This window comes from Mesorhizobium sp. WSM4308 (assembly GCF_002294905.1).
GTDB lineage: Bacteria > Pseudomonadota > Alphaproteobacteria > Rhizobiales > Rhizobiaceae > Mesorhizobium.
This window is the reverse complement of the sequence record NZ_NSFW01000014.1, coordinates 86,302-106,662: the sequence shown is the minus strand read 5'-3', so window position 1 is coordinate 106,662 and position 20,361 is coordinate 86,302. Positions and strand designations below refer to the sequence as shown.

At 58.9% G+C, this 20,361-nt stretch carries 19 protein-coding genes and 3 pseudogenes; 7 read left to right on the top strand and 15 right to left on the bottom strand.

The window, feature by feature from the left end:
* Positions 1-154 precede the first annotated feature (154 nt).
* The 3 genes and pseudogenes from CK227_RS24450 to CK227_RS24440 form a co-directional block, all read right to left on the bottom strand.
* Positions 155-1,072, bottom strand: coding sequence for an NADP-dependent oxidoreductase (locus CK227_RS24450; protein ID WP_095774589.1), 918 nt, complete (start codon positions 1,070-1,072; stop codon positions 155-157).
* Between the two features lie 531 nt (positions 1,073-1,603).
* On the bottom strand, positions 1,604-1,930 hold the full coding sequence (locus tag CK227_RS24445) for a low affinity iron permease family protein (RefSeq protein ID WP_095774590.1): 327 nt from the start codon (positions 1,928-1,930) through the stop codon (positions 1,604-1,606).
* Between the two features lie 284 nt (positions 1,931-2,214).
* Positions 2,215-2,388 (bottom strand): annotated as a pseudogene (locus tag CK227_RS24440) (NmrA/HSCARG family protein); the annotation flags it as partial.
* Between the two features lie 240 nt (positions 2,389-2,628).
* On the opposite strand from CK227_RS24440, the gene CK227_RS37405 reads away from it, so the two are divergent.
* Positions 2,629-3,945 carry a trehalose-6-phosphate synthase gene (locus CK227_RS37405; protein ID WP_245433493.1) on the top strand — a complete coding sequence of 439 codons (1,317 nt, stop codon included), beginning with the start codon at positions 2,629-2,631 and terminating at the stop codon, positions 3,943-3,945.
* Positions 3,942-4,115: a trehalose-6-phosphate synthase gene (locus CK227_RS37400; protein WP_245433492.1), complete on the top strand. Its 174-nt coding sequence runs from the start codon at positions 3,942-3,944 to the stop codon at positions 4,113-4,115. Before CK227_RS37405 ends, CK227_RS37400 begins: the two co-directional genes overlap by 4 nt.
* 429 nt (positions 4,116-4,544) lie before the next feature.
* On the opposite strand, the gene CK227_RS24425 is transcribed toward CK227_RS37400, so the two are convergent.
* The 3 genes and pseudogenes from CK227_RS24425 to CK227_RS24415 all read right to left on the bottom strand — a co-directional run bounded on the left by CK227_RS24425 (position 4,545) and on the right by CK227_RS24415 (position 5,632).
* Positions 4,545-4,736 (bottom strand): DUF982 domain-containing protein, encoded by a 192-nt coding sequence (locus tag CK227_RS24425; protein ID WP_095774592.1) that lies wholly within the window; start codon positions 4,734-4,736, stop codon positions 4,545-4,547.
* Positions 4,737-5,151, bottom strand: a pseudogene (locus CK227_RS24420) (Hsp20/alpha crystallin family protein).
* An 87-nt stretch (positions 5,152-5,238) separates the two neighbouring features.
* A pseudogene (locus CK227_RS24415) lies at positions 5,239-5,632 on the bottom strand (Hsp20 family protein).
* A 228-nt stretch (positions 5,633-5,860) separates the two neighbouring features.
* On the opposite strand from CK227_RS24415, the gene CK227_RS24405 reads away from it, so the two are divergent.
* Together CK227_RS24405 and CK227_RS24395 are read left to right on the top strand one after the other, a co-directional pair.
* A complete protein-coding gene (locus CK227_RS24405; RefSeq protein ID WP_095774594.1) occupies positions 5,861-6,118 on the top strand; it encodes a hypothetical protein in 258 nt (85 codons plus the stop codon).
* Between the two features lie 407 nt (positions 6,119-6,525).
* Positions 6,526-6,786 (top strand): hypothetical protein, encoded by a 261-nt coding sequence (locus tag CK227_RS24395; RefSeq protein ID WP_095774595.1) that lies wholly within the window; start codon positions 6,526-6,528, stop codon positions 6,784-6,786.
* Positions 6,787-7,390: 604 nt separating this feature from the next.
* Here CK227_RS24395 and CK227_RS24390 read toward each other — a convergent pair.
* The 3 genes from CK227_RS24390 to CK227_RS24380 form a co-directional block, all read right to left on the bottom strand.
* The gene (locus CK227_RS24390; RefSeq protein WP_095774596.1) at positions 7,391-7,822 is read right to left on the bottom strand and encodes a hypothetical protein; all 432 of its coding nucleotides are present in this window, start codon (positions 7,820-7,822) and stop codon (positions 7,391-7,393) included.
* 815 nt (positions 7,823-8,637) lie between these two features.
* The gene (locus tag CK227_RS24385; protein ID WP_095774597.1) at positions 8,638-10,806 is read right to left on the bottom strand and encodes an amylo-alpha-1,6-glucosidase; all 2,169 of its coding nucleotides are present in this window, start codon (positions 10,804-10,806) and stop codon (positions 8,638-8,640) included.
* A 214-nt stretch (positions 10,807-11,020) separates the two neighbouring features.
* Positions 11,021-12,088 carry a glycosyltransferase family 4 protein gene (locus tag CK227_RS24380; protein WP_095774598.1) on the bottom strand — a complete coding sequence of 356 codons (1,068 nt, stop codon included), beginning with the start codon at positions 12,086-12,088 and terminating at the stop codon, positions 11,021-11,023.
* An 805-nt stretch (positions 12,089-12,893) separates the two neighbouring features.
* Between CK227_RS24380 and CK227_RS24370 the strand changes: the two genes are divergently transcribed.
* Positions 12,894-13,091, top strand: a complete 198-nt coding sequence (locus CK227_RS24370) for a hypothetical protein (protein ID WP_095774600.1) — start codon at positions 12,894-12,896, stop codon at positions 13,089-13,091.
* Positions 13,092-13,178: 87 nt separating this feature from the next.
* On the opposite strand, the gene CK227_RS24365 is transcribed toward CK227_RS24370, so the two are convergent.
* A complete protein-coding gene (locus CK227_RS24365) occupies positions 13,179-13,667 on the bottom strand; it encodes a hypothetical protein (protein ID WP_095774601.1) in 489 nt (162 codons plus the stop codon).
* Positions 13,668-14,327: 660 nt separating this feature from the next.
* Positions 14,328-14,567, bottom strand: a complete 240-nt coding sequence (locus tag CK227_RS36850; RefSeq protein ID WP_179296512.1) for a hypothetical protein — start codon at positions 14,565-14,567, stop codon at positions 14,328-14,330.
* Positions 14,568-15,332: 765 nt separating this feature from the next.
* Here CK227_RS36850 and CK227_RS24330 point away from each other — a divergent pair.
* Complete coding sequence (locus CK227_RS24330) at positions 15,333-15,578, top strand: hypothetical protein (protein ID WP_095774604.1); 246 nt, start codon at positions 15,333-15,335, stop codon at positions 15,576-15,578.
* 419 nt (positions 15,579-15,997) lie between these two features.
* Here CK227_RS24330 and CK227_RS24320 read toward each other — a convergent pair whose 3' ends face one another.
* Together CK227_RS24320 and CK227_RS24315 are read right to left on the bottom strand one after the other, a co-directional pair.
* Positions 15,998-17,122, bottom strand: coding sequence for a branched-chain amino acid ABC transporter substrate-binding protein (locus tag CK227_RS24320; RefSeq protein ID WP_245318233.1), 1,125 nt, complete (start codon positions 17,120-17,122; stop codon positions 15,998-16,000).
* Entirely contained in the window at positions 17,007-18,038 is a 1,032-nt protein-coding gene (locus CK227_RS24315) for an EamA family transporter (protein WP_143750523.1), read from the bottom strand. Before CK227_RS24315 ends, CK227_RS24320 begins: the two co-directional genes overlap by 116 nt.
* A 42-nt stretch (positions 18,039-18,080) precedes the next feature.
* Between CK227_RS24315 and CK227_RS24310 the strand changes: the two genes are divergently transcribed.
* The gene (locus CK227_RS24310) at positions 18,081-18,740 is read left to right on the top strand and encodes an ABATE domain-containing protein (protein ID WP_245318234.1); all 660 of its coding nucleotides are present in this window, start codon (positions 18,081-18,083) and stop codon (positions 18,738-18,740) included.
* Positions 18,741-19,293: 553 nt separating this feature from the next.
* On the opposite strand, the gene CK227_RS24305 is transcribed toward CK227_RS24310, so the two are convergent.
* Both CK227_RS24305 and CK227_RS24300 read right to left on the bottom strand, forming a co-directional pair.
* Entirely contained in the window at positions 19,294-19,959 is a 666-nt protein-coding gene (locus CK227_RS24305; RefSeq protein WP_095774605.1) for a hypothetical protein, read from the bottom strand.
* A complete protein-coding gene (locus CK227_RS24300) occupies positions 19,940-20,353 on the bottom strand; it encodes a phage holin family protein (protein WP_095774606.1) in 414 nt (137 codons plus the stop codon). The genes CK227_RS24305 and CK227_RS24300 overlap by 20 nt, the downstream gene beginning before the upstream one ends.
* Positions 20,354-20,361 lie beyond the last annotated feature (8 nt).

Here is a 20,361-nt window from a genome sequence, read left to right as displayed (position 1 = left end):
TCCTGATTGAGCCGCCGGGCGATCGTCGAGGCCGGGTTGTCTGGCCGCGCTCGCACTGGAGCGTGAAAGCGCCTTCTGCTTCCCATGTCCTCGTTGCTTGTTTGGTGCAACGGTAATCGGGGAGAGAGAAACCATCCTCTCTCCTCAAGAGTCCTCACGGACGGACGCGGATAACCGTCTTTCCAACGCGGCGCTCGGTCGAGTTGAAGGTCGCAACAGCGTCGTCGAGAGTCGAGACCTTGCCGACATTCGTCCGCAGTCTCCCGTTCCGGACCCGCTGAACTATCTCGGATAGCTGGGCGCGATCAGCCTCGACGACGAAGTCAACCGTCAGGCCATCTGCAGGTCGAACATTCGTCGGTCCGACGACCGTCACAAGCGTTCCTCCGGCCCGGATCAGCGCAGCGGACCGCTTCTGAACATCGCCGCCGATGACGTCGAACACCAGATCAACGCCGCCGACGTCTTCCAGGGTGTCGTTCCCGAGGTCGACGAATTCATTTGCGCCGAAGTCGAGCGCCTTCTGACGGTCGGCGGCGCGTCCGGTGCCGATGACGTAGGCGCCGGCTTCTCGCGCACGCTGCGTCACGACCGAGCCGACGGCACCGGCCGCGCCATGCGCGAGAACGCTCTGCCCCGCCCGAAGGCGGCCATGCTGGAACAGCCCCTGCCACGCGGTCAGGCCCGAGATCGGCAGGCTCGCGCCCACCGTAAAGTCGACGTCGCCCGGCAGCGGCGCGAGGTTGCGTGCCTCCATGGCTACATACTGCGCCAGCGTGCCGTCGCGATGCCAATCCGCAAGGCCGAACACCCGCTGCCCGACCGACAGCCCCGTTGTGCCATAACCCAGTGCAGTGACCACACCGGCCAGCTCATGGCCGAGGATCGACGGCGTCCGGTCACGGAAGGCTCGATCGGCCCAGGTCGAAGGCCATTCCAGTTCGGTGTTGACGAATCCCGCTGCATGAACCTGTACGACGACGTCGTTTATTGCCGCCTTTGGCTCGGGCCGCTCCACCAGCTTCATTCCGGCCGTTCCTGCAGCCTGGTCCGTCACTACGATCGCTTTCATGGGAATTGTCTCCTCGGTGATTTGATCTCATCATAGAGGTTCGAACGCTCGGCGACAGCATGGCCCCGATTGCTTTGGAAAGTCGTCATGGTTCTCCGCGACCGGCGCCGATGGCCTCTCCTTCCGCTTTCAACCCGTCGCCGAAAACTCGACCCGCCACTCCGCCGGGAGAGCTTCCTGCTCTCTGGCGCTTACCCCTCCCCTGCCCCTTCCAGCATACAGACGCAACGAAACCCTCCGCCGCTCGTTGGCGTCGTGCTGGGTTGATCCCTAGCCACTCCAGACCCTGCCCGCTGCCGATCGGTGGCGGGCCTTTTTCAGGTGGGTGGCGGAACCTGATTTTCCACAACCAGTTACATATGGCGGCAGCGTCCCCTCGCGCTGCTGGCCATGGGCGGGAAGCCTTGGCCAGGCCCGCATCGCTTCGCCAGTGGTGCGGGCCTACAAAGCCTAAAGGGCAGCCCATCGGCAGCGCCGGATAGCTGCAGTTCCTTGGCGAGGTGACCAGATTTGGGCCTTGCATGCCAATCTTCAATCTCCCGCTTGGGGGCGCTCGGCCTCCCGCTGGCGCTCGATCTCCTCTGGTTCCTTCTTGTCGATCTGTGTCAGTTCGTCTCTAGCCGCGCTGTTGGCGCGCAGCAGTTCGTCCAATTTTGACTGTATGGCCTGGGTGTCTCGATGCTCGGCTCTTTGTATAAAAAGGGTCATCGCCCAGGTGGCCAATGTCGCGGCGCCGTGCCAATCAAAGCTGCTGCGTTCGAAAACGATCCACAGCACAGCGTAGACCACCAGGACCAGAAATGCCCATGGCCTCGCTGTCAGCGTACCGGCTTGCGTGATGATGCTGGAGGCATTCATTTCCTGATCCCAACCTGGCTTTCCAACCAGTTTGGGGAAAGTTTGTTCCGTCGTCCGTGGCGAACTTCCGGGGTCATTCGTTGAGATCGAAGGAGGCCCGTGAGGTCCGCCAGTGTCTGGTCTGGCCCCGCAGAGCGGTCGAACGTTTCAAGTGTTTGGCCATTCGCACGTTGCTGGATCGATCCGGCTAGCGCGTCAACGCGAGGTTCGCCTTCGGATTTTATCCGCACGGGTCGGTCGAAAAGATCCGTGGAATGATCCTCTCGAAGTCCCCTCGTCTTCCATCAGGCGGCAGCAGCGATCGCTGAGGCGAAGTCGCGATATGGGCGCAGCGCGCGGCCCTTAGGCGCAGTACGGTGCCAGACGTCGCCGGCCTCAGGCATCATCCCTTCGGTGAAGAAGCGCTCGCCCATCAGGCTCATGTCATAGGCCATCCAGGCGGGCATGAACTGCTTCAGACGATCTTATCCAACGAAAACGCTGAAAGCCGGGAACGCTCCTCGCCTTGGCGTTTCACAGTCCGCAGCCAGGTCCGCCCGCTAATGCAAGGCCAGCTGTGGTCAGCGTTTGCTCCCGTGACCGGCAGAATTGAGCCGGGTACTGGTGTAGCGCTCAATCGAAGAGATAGAACAAATTGCGTGGAACAATCGCATGGGCGGACCGTTCTCAGGCGATCTTCAGGCTTAGGATTTCTCGTATTGCAGGCACCGAACGAAACCCAGACCGAAGCTTCGCAGACGGTTAGCGATTTCGCCGAGCGTGAGGCCGCGTTGGGCGATCGACAGACCACCAATAATGCCATATCGCGACGTCTGGTTGTCGTCTCGAATCGGCTGGGGAATGTACGCGATCTGGCACAAGCCGGGGGGCTTGCAGTGGGCGTCGTCGATGCCTTGGCCGAGCGTGGAGGGCTGTGGCTAGGGGCAAGCGTCGGGCACCATGATTCAGCCGCGAGCGACGAACCGCTGATCCACCTCGAACGCGTGGGCAAGATCGAGACGGCCGCACTGACGCTGCCGCAGCAGGAGTATTCGCTCTACTATAACGGCTATGCCAACAGTACGCTGTGGCCGCTTTTCCATTACCGGCTCGACCTTGTACAACACCGCAGCGAGTTTCGGCATGCGTACAGGCAGATCAATGCGCGCTTTGCCAAGGCGCTCTCACGACTGCTATCAGGCAATGACGACCTGATCTGGGTTCACGACTACCATCTTATCCCGTTGGCTACGGAGTTGCGCCGGCTCGGATTCGTAAATCGGATCGGTTTTTTCCTCCATATACCGTTCCCGCCGCCGGACCTGTTTGTCGCCACGCCTGACCACGGAGAACTCATCGCTGATCTGCTCCAATACGACGTGCTGGGTTTCCAGACCGCGACGGACGTGACAAATTTTCGGCGCTCCGTTCGGGCGACAAGTTCGACAACCTTCGACATCGGCGGCGTGGCCAAAAGCAATGGCCGAACCGTGCTGTCGAGCAGTTTTCCGATAGGCATCGATGTCGACGCCTTCGCACGTATGGCTAACGAGGCGGCCGCGGATGTCCAGATCGATTCCATGCGCCGCCAGATTCTTGGTCTCAAGCAGATTATCGGCGTCGACCGGCTGGACTACTCCAAGGGACTGCCCGGCCGCATGCAGGCCTTTGCGCGCCTTCTCGAAAGGCACCCCGAACACGAGCGGGCGGTAACCTATCTGCAGATAGCGTCACCCACGCGAGAAGAGGTGGGAGCGTATGCGGAAATACGCGCTCAGCTCGAGGCAACCGCTGGCTCCGTAAACGGAAAATATGCGGATCTGACCTGGACGCCGATCCGCTACATCCACCGCACCGTTCCGCGCTCGCGGCTGGCCGGTCTGTTGCGGGCCAGTCAGGTCGGACTGGTCACACCCCTTCGAGATGGAATGAACCTCGTCGCAAAAGAATATATAGCCGCCCAGGATCCAGCCGATCCCGGGGTCCTCGTATTGTCGCGTTTTGCAGGCGCGCTGAAGAGCTTGCGCAATCCTTGATCGTTAACCCCTATGTTGTCGACGAGGTAGCCGATGCGATAGCAAGAGCGCTGGCCATGCCGCTCGAGGAAAGACTTGCAAGGCACGGTGCCCTGATTGAGAGCATCCGGCGCAATGACGCGGCACAATGGAGGAAGTCATTTCTCGAGGCGCTGGCGAACAGGAGCTAGCGTGGCCTGGCAGTGACCGACCGGATATCCTCATCGCGCACGGGTCCTGGCGAGATTTTCTTCGGCGGCATGAAACGAGCGCCAACTTGCGACGTTGCCGCTACAGGGAAGATATACGGGAATAGCGCCATGAAGATATCGCTGTTGCAGTTTCATGAGCTTGCAGCGCCACGGGGAGAGGGGTTGCATCCGGTTTTCTTGCAGCCACGGTTGACCAGTCCGCCCGACTTTGTCGCACTGCCGATTGTTGAGGTGGGCGAGGAACAGACCCCTCGCCCTGTGCTCCAACTGGTCAGGCCTGGGTCGGAAGACAGCTGACGGCCTGTCTCGTCTTCATACCGGTCAGACCGGCGGCGGGAGTACGCCGTTCTGCGGCTGTTCAAGCCGACAGCTTGCCCTTGGCACCATGCATGAGCGGTGATTGGCAGATCAGGATTCGCGCGGAGCAACCGGCGTCTTTTCATCAGCTCCAGCCGATGCGGAATGATCGGATTGTGCCAGCACCCCTGCCATTCTGGCAAAGCTGACAAATGCTTGCCGGGCCTCTTCGGGTGGCATTTGCCCGGCAATCGAGGAATTGCAGCTTCTCACCGCGCCAGCATATACTGGGGCAAGCTTGATTCAGCATCCCATGATCGCTCTTTCACTGTTGGGCGTCATTTCACCATCCTCGCTATCTGCGAGTGTCGGGGCTAAGCACTGGCGATCCTTGTCCTCGGTCTCTGCCTTCTTCTCGCCACGAAGCGTCAGGACACCATCATCCAGCATGACCTCGATGCCATTCTCATCGAGGCCCGGGATTTCGGCCGTCACCCGGATTTCCTTATCGGTTTCCGAGAACTCCACGCTTGGCCAAGTCCCGTTGAGGGGGCACGCGGCCCAGAACCGAAGGTGTGTCAAAACCGCGGAACACCTCGTCGAATAGCCGGTTGACATTGCGGTGCAACGACAGGAACGGATCCATGTCGTCACCGCGATAAATGCTCGGTGCCTGGCTGCCGCCACGGCTCCAGGGAATCAAGTTCCGTACGCTCATTTGTCCTTCTCCTTTTCGTTTTATGGGTCGCACCCGGATCCCACCCACGACAGGACGAGGTGTCTTCTGCAGGCCGACCGCCAAAGATCAGGCCGCCGCGCTTTCAATGCGCTTGGAGGCCGCCTTTTTGTCGGTCTCGACATTAATCGCGATGCGGCGCGGCTTCATCTCCTCGGGAATTTCCTTCTTGAGGTCGATGATCAGCAGACCGTTTTCGAGTTTCGCCCCGACTATGGTTACATGGTGGGCCAGTTCGAATTGGCGCGCGAACGGCCTCAGCGCCAGGATCATAAGCTCGTTTTCACCGAAACCGGCCACCGCTTAGGACAATTCGGTAGGTGTCTTCGCCGAGCTTGGCGATATCGTAAGGCGGCCAGTTGTCCGCATTCTGTGGCGAACTGGCGTTTTCGAGCAGGTTGAAGATGCGGTCAAAGCCGATGCTCGACCGATAGAAGGGGGAAAAGTCCACGTTCGTTCTCATAGCTACATCCTCCTTGGAGCAACATAGATACGAGGGAACGCCAAGAAGCCTGGCGCTTCCTGACACGTCGGCCCCTTGCACGGCGACCGACAAAGATGAGTTGGGAATCGATTTCCGCCGCGTCAAAGTCGTCTTTAACACCCATTTTGGCGACCGTTTCGAAGAGCTGCTGGCAAGCGCCCCGACCACTACCCATTTGCTCTGTTGGGATTTCAAGTGGAGGTAAGTATGACCATGACACGCCAAGACGTCGTCTCGGTCCTTGGACCGATCGACGACTCAACGATTGCGGAAATCATCGCGTCCGGTGCCTCGCTCGAAGAGTTGAGAGAGGCATTGGCATGGACGGTCGGGGATGAGGCGTTGATAAGCCAGGGACGCGCATTGCCAGGAACACGGGTCGCAGGGTTGATCGATCTGATCGAGCACGATGATGAAGACGATATCGCACATCGGGCCCAGCTGAAGCCGGGCGCCGACAACTGATTAAAGACCGCGTGGAGCGCTAAGGTTCGACCGCGCCGTCTCCGGGTACCTGCAAGGACGTGAATTGTCTGCCACCGTTCTCGATAACTTTGCAGCGCGCTGCTGGCCCCCCAACGAGCAACGGGCTGTAGATTGGTCGCGGCCCACCGACACCAGGTCCCCGACGGAAAATTCTTTCTGCCCGATACGAACCTCTGCCAGCATCGACCTTTCGGCATCAGAAAGACCATTGTGCTGGCCGGGCTGCAAGTACAGCGGTTCAAGCATTCTCAATGTCTGTAGCCTGATTTTATTCCCCGACGGCAGATAGTCTAAATCCTGCCTGCATTTCACCTAACATGCCAGCATGAAGAGGAACCAGATCGAAGGAGGGGTATTGAGGTAGGTGCTTTGCAGATGAGCGTTGAATGATCCGGTATTTCTTTGACGTCTACAACAGCGAGGGGCAGGTGGTGGACGAGGAGGGCCAGTTATTTGCCTCCAAGGAAAGGGCCAGGGACGAGGCCTTACGCGTCCTCCAGGATGTCGCGCGCGACGAGATGCCCGACCGCGATCTTTTCAAGCTGACGGTCAAAGTGCGGGGCGAAAATGGGGCAAAGGTGTTTGAAGCATCTCTCATTTTGACCTCTGGCTGGTCGCCAAGGAGTCGCAGGCGCGCTAATCGATAATTAGCTGCCTCAGTAAAGCAGGTGGTCTCGAAATCTCGCTTCGGTGGCCGGCAGTCCTTCATACTTTAAGTCTGCCATCTGGCTCGCGTCACCTCGACGATGGCGCGGCTCGAACGAGTGTCACTGACTTCACACAGCAGCGCAACCCAGGAAAAGGACGCTGCACGCTCCAAACGTCGTGCTAATCTTCGTGGTCAGTTTGAGCAGTCTCCAACACAGCGGTCATAAGAGCGAACGAATTCGCGTCCCGAACGGCTGTCTGCGGCTCCTGCCAGCCTGATAGAGCGCGCATTGCCTCGCGTCTTGGACGTGGCCAAGCTTTTGCTCGCGCACGTGCCGGCAGTACCTGGTTCGTCAGCGTCCTGCTTCAACTGCCGGGCCGGTGTCAGAAGAAAAAGCCCGCTCCCGAGGACAGCGGGCAGTCTCATAGGGAAGCGCTTTTTCGCGGCGGACTGCAACTGTATGCGGATCACATCACATTAGGTCCTGATGTGGGTACTCGATGGATTCCCAGCTATGCCGACCGTAATGACCGCAACGACGATGTATCTCCAACCCCAAGCGGTACCATCGACCTTAGCATCCACCTGACTATCGAAAGGCTTTAGTGCCACAGTTTCTCGCTCAGCCATTCAAGGAACTTATTGCCACCGATCGTTTTGCGAACCCGCGCGGCGGCCCACTGAGCCTTAAATGTTGTGCCGACGTGGCAACTGCAGACGATGCTATGCAATTGCCAGTCGGTCAGTTCGAAGAACCGCTTGGCTTCTCCATAAGAATCATCCCGCAGGCCCAGCTCCCGCAACACCGGATCATCAAAGGCCACAGTGATAGGCGAGCCCTGACAGCGTGAAGAATCACGGGCCTCCCGCTTCAGATGCTCGGTGCCGGTAAGGGCACCCAGGCACCGATCTGGGTCTTTTTCCAGCAGCGCTGCCCAACGTTCTATGCGCTGTTGGCGAGTCATGAACGGATACGTCGACAAAGGCTGAACCTTCGCGATTGTCTGCAGTTGGTCTAGCGTTTGATGTTTCATGGTAGGCTCCCGTCGATTGACGCCCCCCACCTGCAAAAACTATCGCGCACCTACGTCCTGACAAGAGCCGGCCCCGGTGCGTATCAGCGATAAAATTGGCCAGCTGCAGGTGAATGGCAGGGCTCGTTGATCCGGCCGCTTTCATTGGCGGGCGCTGTGAACGCTCGTCCTTGACTATCCGTGCGCCGCGCCAAGTCGATGGCGAGCAATTTGTTCAGTCCCACGCATGCCGGTCCTCTCGAATTTTCTTAGGCCCGTTGCGGTGTAAGGTGACGGGAAATCCAACGCCCAAATCGACCGTGTCTAGGCCTTGGCGCCATCCTTTGGCCTCCACGCCCGTTGCCCGACATTCTTGATCTCCGCGAATAGGATGACGTCAGGCGCCCTTCCAGTGGCGCTAGAGATCGACGCGGCACGGCCTAACTGCAGATCGAGCAAAACTTGCGCGTTCGGTTCAACGAGCCATGTTTGGAAACCTATTTTTCAACGGACGAAACGAACCGCGCAAATCGCAGTTCGGCGTTGGCATGGCCGCAATGACGCCGACGTGGGGCCTGTTACGAAGAACCGGTTCTGCGTTGGGCTGGTGCTGGGAACTCTGATGATTCCGCCCGGCTTTGCTCACGTCTCAGCTCAGGAGATCCCGAGCGATATCAGTGCAATCTGCAGCAGAAGCTTTAGGCTGTCTCGCGATCACGGCAAAGCCAGATTATCGACGACCAGGCGACGCTCGATTGCCTTGACCCTCTCGACAGTCGCGGCTCTAGGGCTCAGTTCGAATGTCGGGGTACAAAAGAATTTCAGCGACCGGCAAGCTAGGAGCGCACCTCCAGCGGCACGAGCCCTTCATGCCGCTCATCGAGATAACAAACAATGTGGTCACCGACGCGCTCGAAAGTGAGGTCGACTTTCTCCTCCCCTACGGCCAGGTGACGAATGACGATATTGTCGATGCCTATTGGCAACCGTGGACGGTCGACCTCGATGGTACGGTTCCACCCGTCGATCCGAATTCCCAGACAGGCTTGCAGCATCATGAAGGCCGACCCCGCCGACCAAGCCTGCGGCAGACAAGCGACAGGGTAGGCAACCGGTGCATCGCCAATTGCCCGGGTGAACCCGCAGAATAGTTCGGGAAGCCGCATATTAAACCGAACCGCGGCCTCGAACATGCTGCTCATGAGCTTCACGACACCGGCACGCTCTTGGTAGCGGGCGAGCCCAGCGGCACAGATGGCAGTGTCATGCGGCCAGATCGAGCCGTTATGATAGGACATCGGATTGAATGGCACCTCGTCGTCGGCCAAGGTGCGCACGCCCCAACCGCTGTTGAGATGACCCGAAAAGAGCTGTTCGGCTATTGATGACGCCCGCTCCGCCGATGCCAGCCCGACATAAAGCAGATGACCAGCGTTAGAGGCGCGCACCGCGCATTGCTTGCCTTCCCCGTCTATGGCCAAGGCGTAGAAATTGTGGTCCGGCATCCAGAAATGCCTCTCCACTGCGCTGCGGATACTTTCTGCCAGCGCGCTCCAGCGCGCTGCTTTGACCGTGTCGCCGCGTCTGGCTGCCAGTGTAGCCATGCCCTGGTAGGCTGCAAAGACATAGCCTTGTACCTCAACCAGGGCGATCGGTCCCCTCGGAATCGTGCCGTCGGCATGGAATATGGCGTCGGCACTATCCTTCCAGCCTTGGTTGAAAAGCCCAGTGTCCGCCGCCCTGCTGTAGGTCACGAAGCCCTCGCCGTTACGCTTTCCAACGTCCTCTATCCATCCTACGGCCGCACACAGCGAATCCCACATGCGATTGACAAACACCTCATCGGCAGTGCGATCGGCGTAGGAACAGGCCAGGTAAACATAGAGCGGGGTCGTATCGACACCGCCATAGTAGCGGCCGAACGGCAGCTCGCGCAGCACCGCCATTTCCCCCTTGCGCGTTTCATGCATGATCTTGCCGGGTTCGGAATCATCGAATATCGAAGTCTCGGTGGACTGATATCGGGCAAGGAATGCCAGGACCCCGCGGGCAAGTTCTGGGTTGAGCCACAGCATCTGAAGGGCCGAAATGACGCCGTCGCGACCGAAAGCGGTCGAGAACCATGGAATGCCGGCGTAAGGATACGGTCCGGTCTCAAGATCGGTGGTCAGCAGTGCTATGTCGGCGCGCGTGCGCGTAAGCCAGTCATTGAACACGCGGCCCGAACTGAAGACGGTGGCTCCCTGACGCCGCTTCGAGCGCATGGCAAAACGTGCTCGGGCCGCCGCGGCGCGAAAGCGGTCGCTGGAGGGGACTTCTTCGTCGTGACCGACCTCTACAAACAGCGCTCTTGCGTCACGCCTGCCCACTACAATGAAGAACACGGCGTGGTTGGATTGGATCTGGTCAGGCGGCGTCGAGAACGAGATAATCGACTGGCGCGCCAAATTGTCGAGGCCTTCGTAGCGAAACATGACGCTTGCTTCGCCGATCAGCGCGTCATGAGCGTGACCGCGGCGGCTGCGCGTAGTGCCACGGACCTCGAACATATCACGAAAATCAGCGTCGAAGTCGAATCTCACGGGCAGGAGCACTTCGCGCCCAGAGTAGTTCGTGAAGGTGACCCGCTCGAACATGCGATTTTGCCAGATGAACCGTGTTCGATCGACGTGCACGACACCCGGTAGCGTTTCACGACCGTCGGGCCCCGTGGTGGCCAAGTTCGTGAGATTGGCGGTAAACAGTATGTTGTCCTGGGAAAGCGAGGCGCCAAGCAGGGATGGAATGCGGCCGCCGATGAACAGACGGAAGCGCGATAGTACGCGCGTGTCGTCGCGGAAAAGGCCATCGCCGGTGCCACGTATGTCGCCGTAGCTGTCCGCGACGATGAAGCAGTCCTCATGCTTGAGCGCAAATTGTCTATGAGGCTCGCGTGGTGCCGATTCATCTATCGCCGGCAGCGCCACAGCTGGGTCTAGCTTGCGATCTTCGATTTCAGCGCTCATGTCAGCTCTCCCGTTCGAAAGAGACTTAGCCCACATGCTTGTCGATCGTCGCCGACGTCGAATTCGTCACCAGCGCCCTGCCTCGGCGAGCACATGCTTTGACCGCAAAGAGGCTCTTTCGACTCCGTGTCGTATGATTGGCCAATTTTGGATTTTGAGCAATCAAACTTGATATCAAGCCGATCGCTTTATGCCGGTTCGGCCGCCTGGGCAGCTATGTTTCCAGCATAGCTATTTTTTCGGAGGGACGTTGCTTGTCGCCCGTGAGCGAGCGATAGATCGTCATATAGTCGGCGCACATGCGCTGGGCAGTGAATCGCTTTTCAAAAGTTCTCCTCACCCGAGAGCGGTCGAGGTCACCTATCCGATGCACGGCCTTCACAGCCTCTGCGATATTTTCCACGATAAATCCCGACACCCCATCATCGATGACTTCAGGAACGGCTCCGCGGTTGAACGCCACCACAGGAGTTCCGCAGGCCATCGCCTCAATAGTCACGAGGCCGAACGGTTCCGGCCAGTCAATCGGGAACAGCAACGCTGCCGCATTGCCCAAGAACTCCGCCTTCTGCCTTTCATTGATCTCGCCAATGAACTCAACGTTTGAATTTCGCAGCACCTGTGGTTCGACGCGTTCTCTCCAAAACGCCCGATCAACCGAGTCGATTTTGGCCGCGATTTTCAGCGGCATTCTTGCGCGGGCGGCGATTTCTATCGCGGCCAGCGGGCCCTTTTCCGGTGAGATGCGGCCCAGGAACGCCAGATAGCTCGAGGCCTTCTGACGCAAGGGTAGAATACCAGCCGGCAAGCCGTGATAAACCGTTCCGAGCCAATTAACCGGCGGCATCGGTCGGCGCTGATCATCGGAGATCGAGATCAGTGGAACGTCGTCGAACATCGCATAAAGCCGTGAGAGATCCGGGAGGTCAAGGCGGCCATGAAGCGTCGTAACGGTTCGGCTGCTAAACTCTCTAATGACCGGAAAGTGGAGAACGTCGACATGAAAATGCAGTACATCGAAGGCTTCCGCCCATCTGCGCACCTGCTCAAGCATCGAAACGTGACAGGGGACAGGGTCCCTTGCCTCTGGGCTCAGGCGTAGCGCAACGTCGCAACACGCCACAAGTTCGGCCGACGTCCTTGAGTCGCCGCTGGCGAACAGCGTCACCTCGTGGCCCTGTCGAACCAACTCCTCGGTCAGATACGAAACGATGCGCTCTGTACCACCATAGAGCTTGGGAGGAACGGACTCCATTAGAGGAGCAATCTGGGCGATCTTCATTTTGTTAGTGCGTCCGCAACTTAAGAATCGACGAGGGGCCGACGCGCATGCGAGCGCTGCTCCCCCACGCCGCAAACTTTCGAGTTACTAATATGTTCCCGTACTGCGATAACGACTGACGGTCGGACACGGGGTAATCGCACACAAGGCCTCGGTCGGGTTCAAGCCCCACCGTGGCCGGCCGCTCCGGAAGCGAGCCTCGTAGGCTAAGCCCGTTAGGGGCGCTTCGAATCCTCGAATTCTATTAGAGCACACAACAGGAAAGTGTTCGCCGGCTTCTCAAGCGGCCGGCGCGGCCCAGGTAGGATGGTCAACCTGAAGGCTGGTCTGGCCTCTTGCGAGGCCTGATCGCCTCGAAAAATCACTTCACACACGCTTCGGCCGCGAGCTTTCAAACGCCCTTGCCGAGCGCGAGTTTCTATTGATTTGGGCTATCCTTTGCCATGACGTTGACGAGTACGAGGCATGCCAGCAGGGACACGACACCGCCTAGCAGGTCGTGGCTTGTCAGACCGGCAAAATAGACCAATTCGAACGCCAACACGGACATAATGCCACCAGGAAAATCGGATATCTCCAACCAAACTAGAACTGCCAGGCAGTGCGAATGTTCCGCCTGTGTGCTGGGATTCACATTTCCGGGAGATGCGCCCACTCCCCGCTTCTTCGGGGTCAGCATTATCCCCTCGATCCGAGCCTTATCGCCGATCTCCTGCCTACGCACCGACACACATTTGATATTGAGCCCGGCTGCGAGCGACCCTTATAAATCGATGTTTCCCCATTGCTTTCTAAGGATCTTGCGATGGATAACGTGACCATAAGCCCCAATGACCAGGTCGGCCCTTGCGTTGAAATGATCCAAGTCTGCGGAGAATGGTTCGTCCGCGTGGTCAACGGCGACGAAGAGATAATCCGATCATTCGAATTGGAGGCATTCGCCCTGGCGTACGCAGAGGGCCAGCGAATACGTCTCGGGCTTGCTTATTTCGATCAGCTATAGCGTTGAACGCCCGCTTTTCTTGCGTGTGATCATCGGGAATTCCACGGGATCATTGCCGCCCATAACGCCGGCATCGGCACGACATGGCTAGGAGTTCGATGAGGTTGGCTCGCCTACGCCAGCCACGTCCGCGTCTGATGTGCGAAAATCCTCATAATCGACCGTCGCGACGACCGCACCGCTTGCATCCTTAGCCCAGCCGACCGGCGCTTCACCACGCGAGCGCGCGTCCTGCCACCGGTCGGCCGCAGAACGCCGGCATTCGGCCAAGACCGCTTGCAGCGTGGGAAACGAAAGGCCGGCGAGCTCCTGCACGTGACCCTTGTCCTGATACTCGAGGGTATAAGACGCGTCGCGGCCCGATTCCGGCTGACTTCGCATCCTCGCGTCGTCGGCGGGGCTGGTTTCATCGAACGTGGCCGCGTGTAATAGCAGCACCTTTGCCTTCGCAATCAGTTGCACGTCATCGAGGGCGTTGTCATAGGCGAGTGAAACGGAAATCGCCTCGCCGCCTTCGCCCAGGAACCGGACTGTGGGGAAGGGTCCGTTTTCGACGACCGTTTCAAGAATCTGCATGGGATGACTCCAAGGCTATTGGTCTTTCGGCTCAGTCCTTGACGTATGCCCCCGGCTGTCGCCCGCTCTTCGGAGCCTTGGCGTCCTTGGAATGCTCGGAAAGAGCGGGCCCGGCGCCGGAGACCTTCTGGGTGGACGGTGATGGCGTGGCAGGCCGTGATGGAGACTTGGATTGTGGGGCTTGGGGGTTCTCGTCCGAGGTTGTCATGTCGTTTTCTCCCATGTCATGAGTCAGGGATGAACTAGCCATCGACATGGAGGTTCCAGCGTCGTGGCATTTCCAGAAAACCGCTTAGTTTGCGAGAGCGAACCTTCGGCAATGGTCGAGATCCGCAAGCTCAGGAGTTGCGAGCAGATCTACGACGCTCGTCCATAACCACGACAGTGCCTTAGCGTTCGCGCTGGAGGCTTGCGACGGTTCGCGGGTCACAACTGCGCCAATCGGCGAGGTCAATCTGGCGGCCGTGCGCTTCGGCCAGGTCGAACCGGGGCGGTATCGGAGCCGTCGCTGCCGTTGTTCATGAACCGCTCGGCGCACTATGTTCTGAAATCGCCCCCAGCGGCTATCATCATAGACAACGATGGTCTCTGCAGTGGCCTTATTTTGGGCGGCCATTGGCCGACCGTCGTCCTCGTAAGTGGCGCCGATCTCGTAGCCCATTACATCGCATAGTCGCGGATGGCATCTTCCTGGTTGCCGATCCAGTAGGTCTGGTGCTCTTTCGACATGCCCAGATATTGGGCCGCACGCACCACTCGCGTACCTGAAGGAGCTTTTGGCATCGCTACAACCATCTGGCCGAAGTCGGCTTCTATCGAGAGGCTCGGGTTAAAGGTTCCAGCATGCCATTCCGCACGCTCATCGGTGCGCGGCGCTAGCTTCTCAAGATGTGTTTGCACATATCCAATCAGATTCGCGGGTTGATGAAGCGTTCGGCCTTGTTGTGCCTAAAGGTATGGAGTGATATCCGATACCAAACAGCGGAATTGAGCAAACAGCTGGCCGCGATGGCGCGTGAGGAACAGCACTGCCGTCTTCTCATGTCAGTGCCCAGTATAGGCGCCACAGCCACCGCCTTTGCCGCAGCCGTGGAGGATCCGGGGAACTTCAGGAAGATGATTCCACCTTCCGCAATCCATAAGTTCGATCCCAGCGGTTCCAGCATGGTCGCTCAGTCTAGTCCGCCAGATGAGCGCCTTCCACCCAACAAGGGCCGTAGCAGCGCGGTTCGCCGGCTGGGTATCCGCACGAGCCACCATGCGTTTGCGAGGAGTTAGGCCTGAATCGCAACAAGCGCTTTCCAACTGAGGTACACGCCAATTTGCTAATCGCGCCCATGAGGTCTACTCTGCTTGTATCGGCCGCCCATTTGCAGGGCTATCGTCACACCAGGGCGCCGGGCGCCAAGCATGGTGGCCAGAAACTCGTGCGTCAGGTAGATCCTGTTACCCTCCATACTGCTTGAATATCGGGGGCTGATCCACGCCAAACGCGGTGAGATCACCATTGTCGACCGGCCCGGAATGATAAAGCTCACGCACGGCGACGAAGAGCAACGTCATTTCGGCAGTGCTTCCAGCTGATTGTCCGGAATCGGACACACCCTTACGGGTTGACGAATTGGTGCAATAAGTCGTGTTGGTTTGGGTTCAGGAGGAACTCACATGACCAACAGTTTTCACACCGTCACGGATGAAAGGGCGGCCGACGCCTATGTCCGTTCCAGAGGCAAGGCCCGCTTCCTTTCCATCGCACAGGCAATTCGTGCCATTCGAACACTGCTTCCGGCGTGTAAGGCCACGGACCATGAGTTGGAAGAGATACTGGCTGCGGCATGCATCCTCCACAGCATTCCTGTCGCTTTCGACGCAATGACTGCCGATCGCTCTGAAACACGGCTTCATTCATAGGCCGTGCAATGGCAGACGTCGCTCCGACGCTTACTTCATCGGACGTTCGCGAAACGGTTGTCCGTTACCTGCTTGATAATGTCAAAAATCCGAGCGTTCGATAAACGTGGTCATCCACGCCGTCAGAGAAAGGAGCTCTGCGAGCTAACGGATTGGGAACGTGGTGACAACATAGCTCGAAGCGCGATCGACGCGGGTCTTGCTGTGGAGTTCGATGCGGGGTTCCCTGATCGCTCCTCTAAAGCAAAGAGCTTGCTACTGGCCCTACGGCAAGGCGAACATTGCGAACCAAATTTCCGCCCCACATTCCCGGTTCGCAGGCATTGGGGAGGCGCGGCGAGCGGCTAGGAACTACGTGCGGAATGAACCCTAGGCAACCGGCCGCATCAATTCGATTACAAACGTCCGCCACTGATTGCTCAAAAGGCTGACTTCTCGGTCGTTCGAGCAAGCATTCTGATCTGCTTGAACCGGCCTTTCTCAACCACGTGTAAAGCCGTCACCGCGGCGATGTCGTCCTGCTTGGCATCCCAGTTGACGACGTCTGGGTATGCAATGCCGCGATATTGGCTTTTCCGGAGCGCCGATATCACGCCCTGTCGGCTAAGCTGATTTGCGCGCTTGGCCAGCCTTATGGCCTTAAGCAACTGTGCCGCAGCGTCATAGCAGTTTACGGCATAGTTCTTGAGGGGACCGAAGCGATCCGTATAGCGTTGAGCAAATTCCCGCGACCCTTGGACGACACCAATTTCCGGACAGGCTGAGAGGACGAGGACGCCCTCATCCTGCTCGGCCGCCTGGCCGGCGGGCTCCAGGAAATTCCAACCATCCCAGCAACCGTCCCCGGTCGCGAGCAAATGCCGTACCCTCGCCGCCCGCATTGCCTTTAGCAACGGCGCGCCCTCGAATGTGCCGCCGTAGAACACCAGGTCGATATTTTTGGGAAAGCTGCCGACCAACGCGCCGAACTCGGTGGTTCCTTCCTCTACAGCGATGTCCTGCACAACACCGCCTCCGCGGCGCCGAAAGGCGCGGACAAATTCGTCGGTCATACTTTGTCCGTAGACGGTGTTGGTTCTTACCACGATAGCGCGCCGTTTCCCCATTTCGGCGGTCAGATGGTTGGATATGGCGGACGCGGTAACGTCGTCGCGGTTTGTGAACCGAAACACATTGTTCCAGCCCGAATCCGTTAGCTTCGGGTTGGAAACGATGGGTGAAATCAGCGCCATCGACGCATCGCAATAGCGCTGCGCCACGGCGAGCGTGACGTTGCTGTTGTAGTGCCCGACAATGCCCAGCACACCCTGATCGGCAATCAAGCTTGACGCCACCTTGGCGCCCTCGGCCTCGTCGCCTTTGTCGTCGCGCCGGATCGCCTCCAACAAGATACCCTCAGCCGTTTCGTTGGCATCCTCGACCGCCAGTTCAACTGCTTGCGCCATCTCGATCCCGAGACAGGCAGGACGTCCCGTAAGCGGGGCGACGACCCCGATCCTTACCCTTTTGCGATCGCGGTTGCTGTTTTTCGTGGCGTCGACCATGAGTCACCTCCTTGTGAGTGGAATTGCGGTTGGCAATCAGCAGGCAGGCCACGGAGGCGACAACCAGAAAGCCTCCGATCAGGGTGGTTGCGGTGATCTCCTCGCCAAGAAATGCCCAGCCGAGGAACATCGCAATCACGGGATTGACGAACGTGTAGGTCGCGACAAGGGCGGGCGAGATCTTCTTGAGCAGCCAGATGTACGAACCGAACGCCACCACCGTGCCGGCGAGCGTGAGGTAGCTCCAGCCAAGGAAGGATGACAGGGAAATCTGCGCCACGGCTCCAATGGGTTCGCCTCGCGCCGCGCTCAACAGCATCAGTGCTGCGCCGCCAGTGACCAATTCCCGGCCGGCAAGTGCCACCGAGGAACCCTTGTTGTTGTGGCCTTCGGCAATGAGCGTGCCAAGCGCCCAAGAAGCGGACGCCATCAGCAAAAGCAGGATGTCGGACAGTTGGAGCCCTGCGGGACCGGCAACGCTGCGCCATGCAACAAGGACGACTCCGAGCAAGCCGGGAAGCAGCAGTAAAATGGTCCTGACAAGAGGCTGGTCCGATCTGCCGAGAATGCTTCTTCCGACGATGATCCAGAATGGGATCGTCGCCAGGAGCAAGGCTGCAAGGCCGGACGGCATGCGCTGCTCGGCATAGGCCAAAACACCGTGACAGCCGACGAAGAAGAGCACGCCACAGAGGGCTGCGCGGAGCCAGGACCGGATCGAACCGCCGTCATCGGCTTTGGCCCTCGAATACGCCAGCAAGATCACTCCGCCGACAATCGAGCGCGTGCCCATCAACGCAAAGGGTGGGATGGTTTGGACAGCGACCGCAAGGGCGAGATATGTCGAACCCCATATGAGATATATGGCGGCAAAACCGCATACGATCGTAAGCTTTTCTCTTGAAGAAGCGGTCATCGAACTTATAACCATCTAACAGGTTATGTAAGGTTAAGCGGCATGAGCCCGATTGGTTCCACGACCTCTCTAAAACCACGTGCCACGCGCGTTGCGGAGCGCCATCTGGCGAACGAGGATCTTGCGATCCGCTTCGTGAACACGGCGGCCTGGAGGTTGCGTTCGGACGTTGAAGAACGGCTCCCCAGCCCGGAAGCTCTGCTGGACTGGTTTCAAGCCAACGACCTGGTTTCCCGTGGCGAACGAACGGCGTTGCAGCGGGCCTGGAAATCCGATGTCGAGGCTGCCAACTCCCTTTATGAGAGCGCGATCGCTTTGCGCGAACTGATCTACAATCTGCTGATTGCGCGGATCGATGGCCAGACGCCTCGCACCAAGGACCTTGAGGCCTTCAATGATTTCCTGACCGCTGGTGGGGTGGGCGCAACCCTCGCTTGGCGCGCAGGCGACTACGCTTGGCGCGCGACGAAGGGAATGGCGAGCTTTCTAACTCCGATAACCCTGTCGGCTGCTGAGCTCCTGACCGGGATCCGCTCTGGCAAAATCAGGCAGTGTCAGGATGACAGAGGGTGCGGCTGGCTTTTTGTCGACGAGAGCAGAGCGCAGAATCGCCGATGGTGCTCGATGGGAGATTGTGGAAATCGTGCGAAGGCGCATCGCCACTATCAGCGAGCAAAGGGGCATGCCCTGAAGTCGGATTAGCCGACCTGCTCGACGGAATGCGTTCCCTGCCGGTAAAGGCTTGACAAGAGATTTGGCGGAGACCGATGGATCGAGCCAGGCAGCCTAGTCTTTCCGGCCGAGGATGACGATCTGCCGATCCTGATTGGAGACAATGTCTGGGCCGAGTTCCATGCGTAAGCATCGTGAATGCTTCGCCCTCATACGTCGTCTCGCGCCAGATGCCGGCAATGCGCGTCGCGCTTGGTGGACAGCCATTTGTCCTTGCGCTTTTTTAAGGATAAGCGCGCCGGCGGTTTCAGACACAGCGACACACGGCCATGTCGAATTGTTTGCATTCAAACGAATTTGCGACGCGATCTTCGCATCCTCACCCTCGTGATCGTGATGGCCCGACCATGCGGTCGAAAGCATTTGAGAGAAGAAATGGACCGTTCGCGTAACGGCATCCGGCAATACACTGACATTCCATTCGAGGCTGAAAGTTACGCCCGCTCCTAGGCAGGCGGCCAGGCGTTCCGGATCGGCGTCGAGGTCGCGGAAGGTAAGAAGTGCGCATGACACCGTCTGACAATTACTTCTCGGAAGGGTCCCGGATGTCTTCGTTGCTGACGAAATAGTCGCTTGCCGCCGCAAGCACGGCCAGGAAGGTGGCGCCATATCGCGCGAAGCCGAAGGCCTCAGCCGCGGCAATCTTTGCGCCGCGCTTATGCTCACTGACAAATTGGGCCGCCGCGTCCTGAATTTCGTCGGCAGCCTCGCCGAACAGCGCGTGCTCTTTGGCAGTCGGCGGAAAGGCCCGGCCAATGATATGGCCAACCAACACCCCTACCGCCGAGCCGGCGATCATCTTGGCTCGATCGAGATTGGCAACGGCGCGACGCTTGCCAGCATGATAACCGCTTGACCTTGCATCGGCATCTCCGCCGCTTGTCACCGTCGCCGTGGTTACTTCGACACGCCCAGCAGGGACTTTGCCGTCAGCACTCCTTCGTCCCGCATCAAAAACGGCGACTGCGCCCAATGCAACGGCGGCCGCTATTCCGCCATTCTCCTTGACCGCTTCCGAGATGCCCCCGAGCGCCGTGGCAACTTTCTGTTTGGCGTAGTGTGTGGAAACGTCCGCCAAATGTCTGGGTTGCAGCCGGCGGCTCACCTCGCTCACAGGGCCGAACAGTGCTTGCCGTTCAGTTCGGCTCTGCACCAGGATGTCCCTAATCTCATTGCTGGGTTGAGCCATAGCGTATTCCCTGCTTCAAGGCCGCGAGGTCAGTCCGCACCTGATTGACTGTCTCGACGGGCGTAATGGTCCATCCGGTCAGCGCGCGCTTGGCCAGATAAAGGGAGATCAAACCTCCCACAGTCAAAACAAGGCCGACGATCAGACAGGCGAGCATCGGACCTACGCCGAAGGAGATCATCGCAAGGATGAGACACTGAACCAGAGCGAACGCCGCCAGCGCAAAAAACACGGCCGCCGCCATTCCACATGCGCCCGAAGAAACCAGCGTGGTGGACTTCGCTCGCATTTCCGCCTCGAGGAGGCGCAAGTCTAGGCGCATCAACGAGCCAAATTGGCTTACCGCTTGGCCGAACACGCTTCCAAAGGGCCGGTGGTCCGTTCCATCATCCATGCCGATGA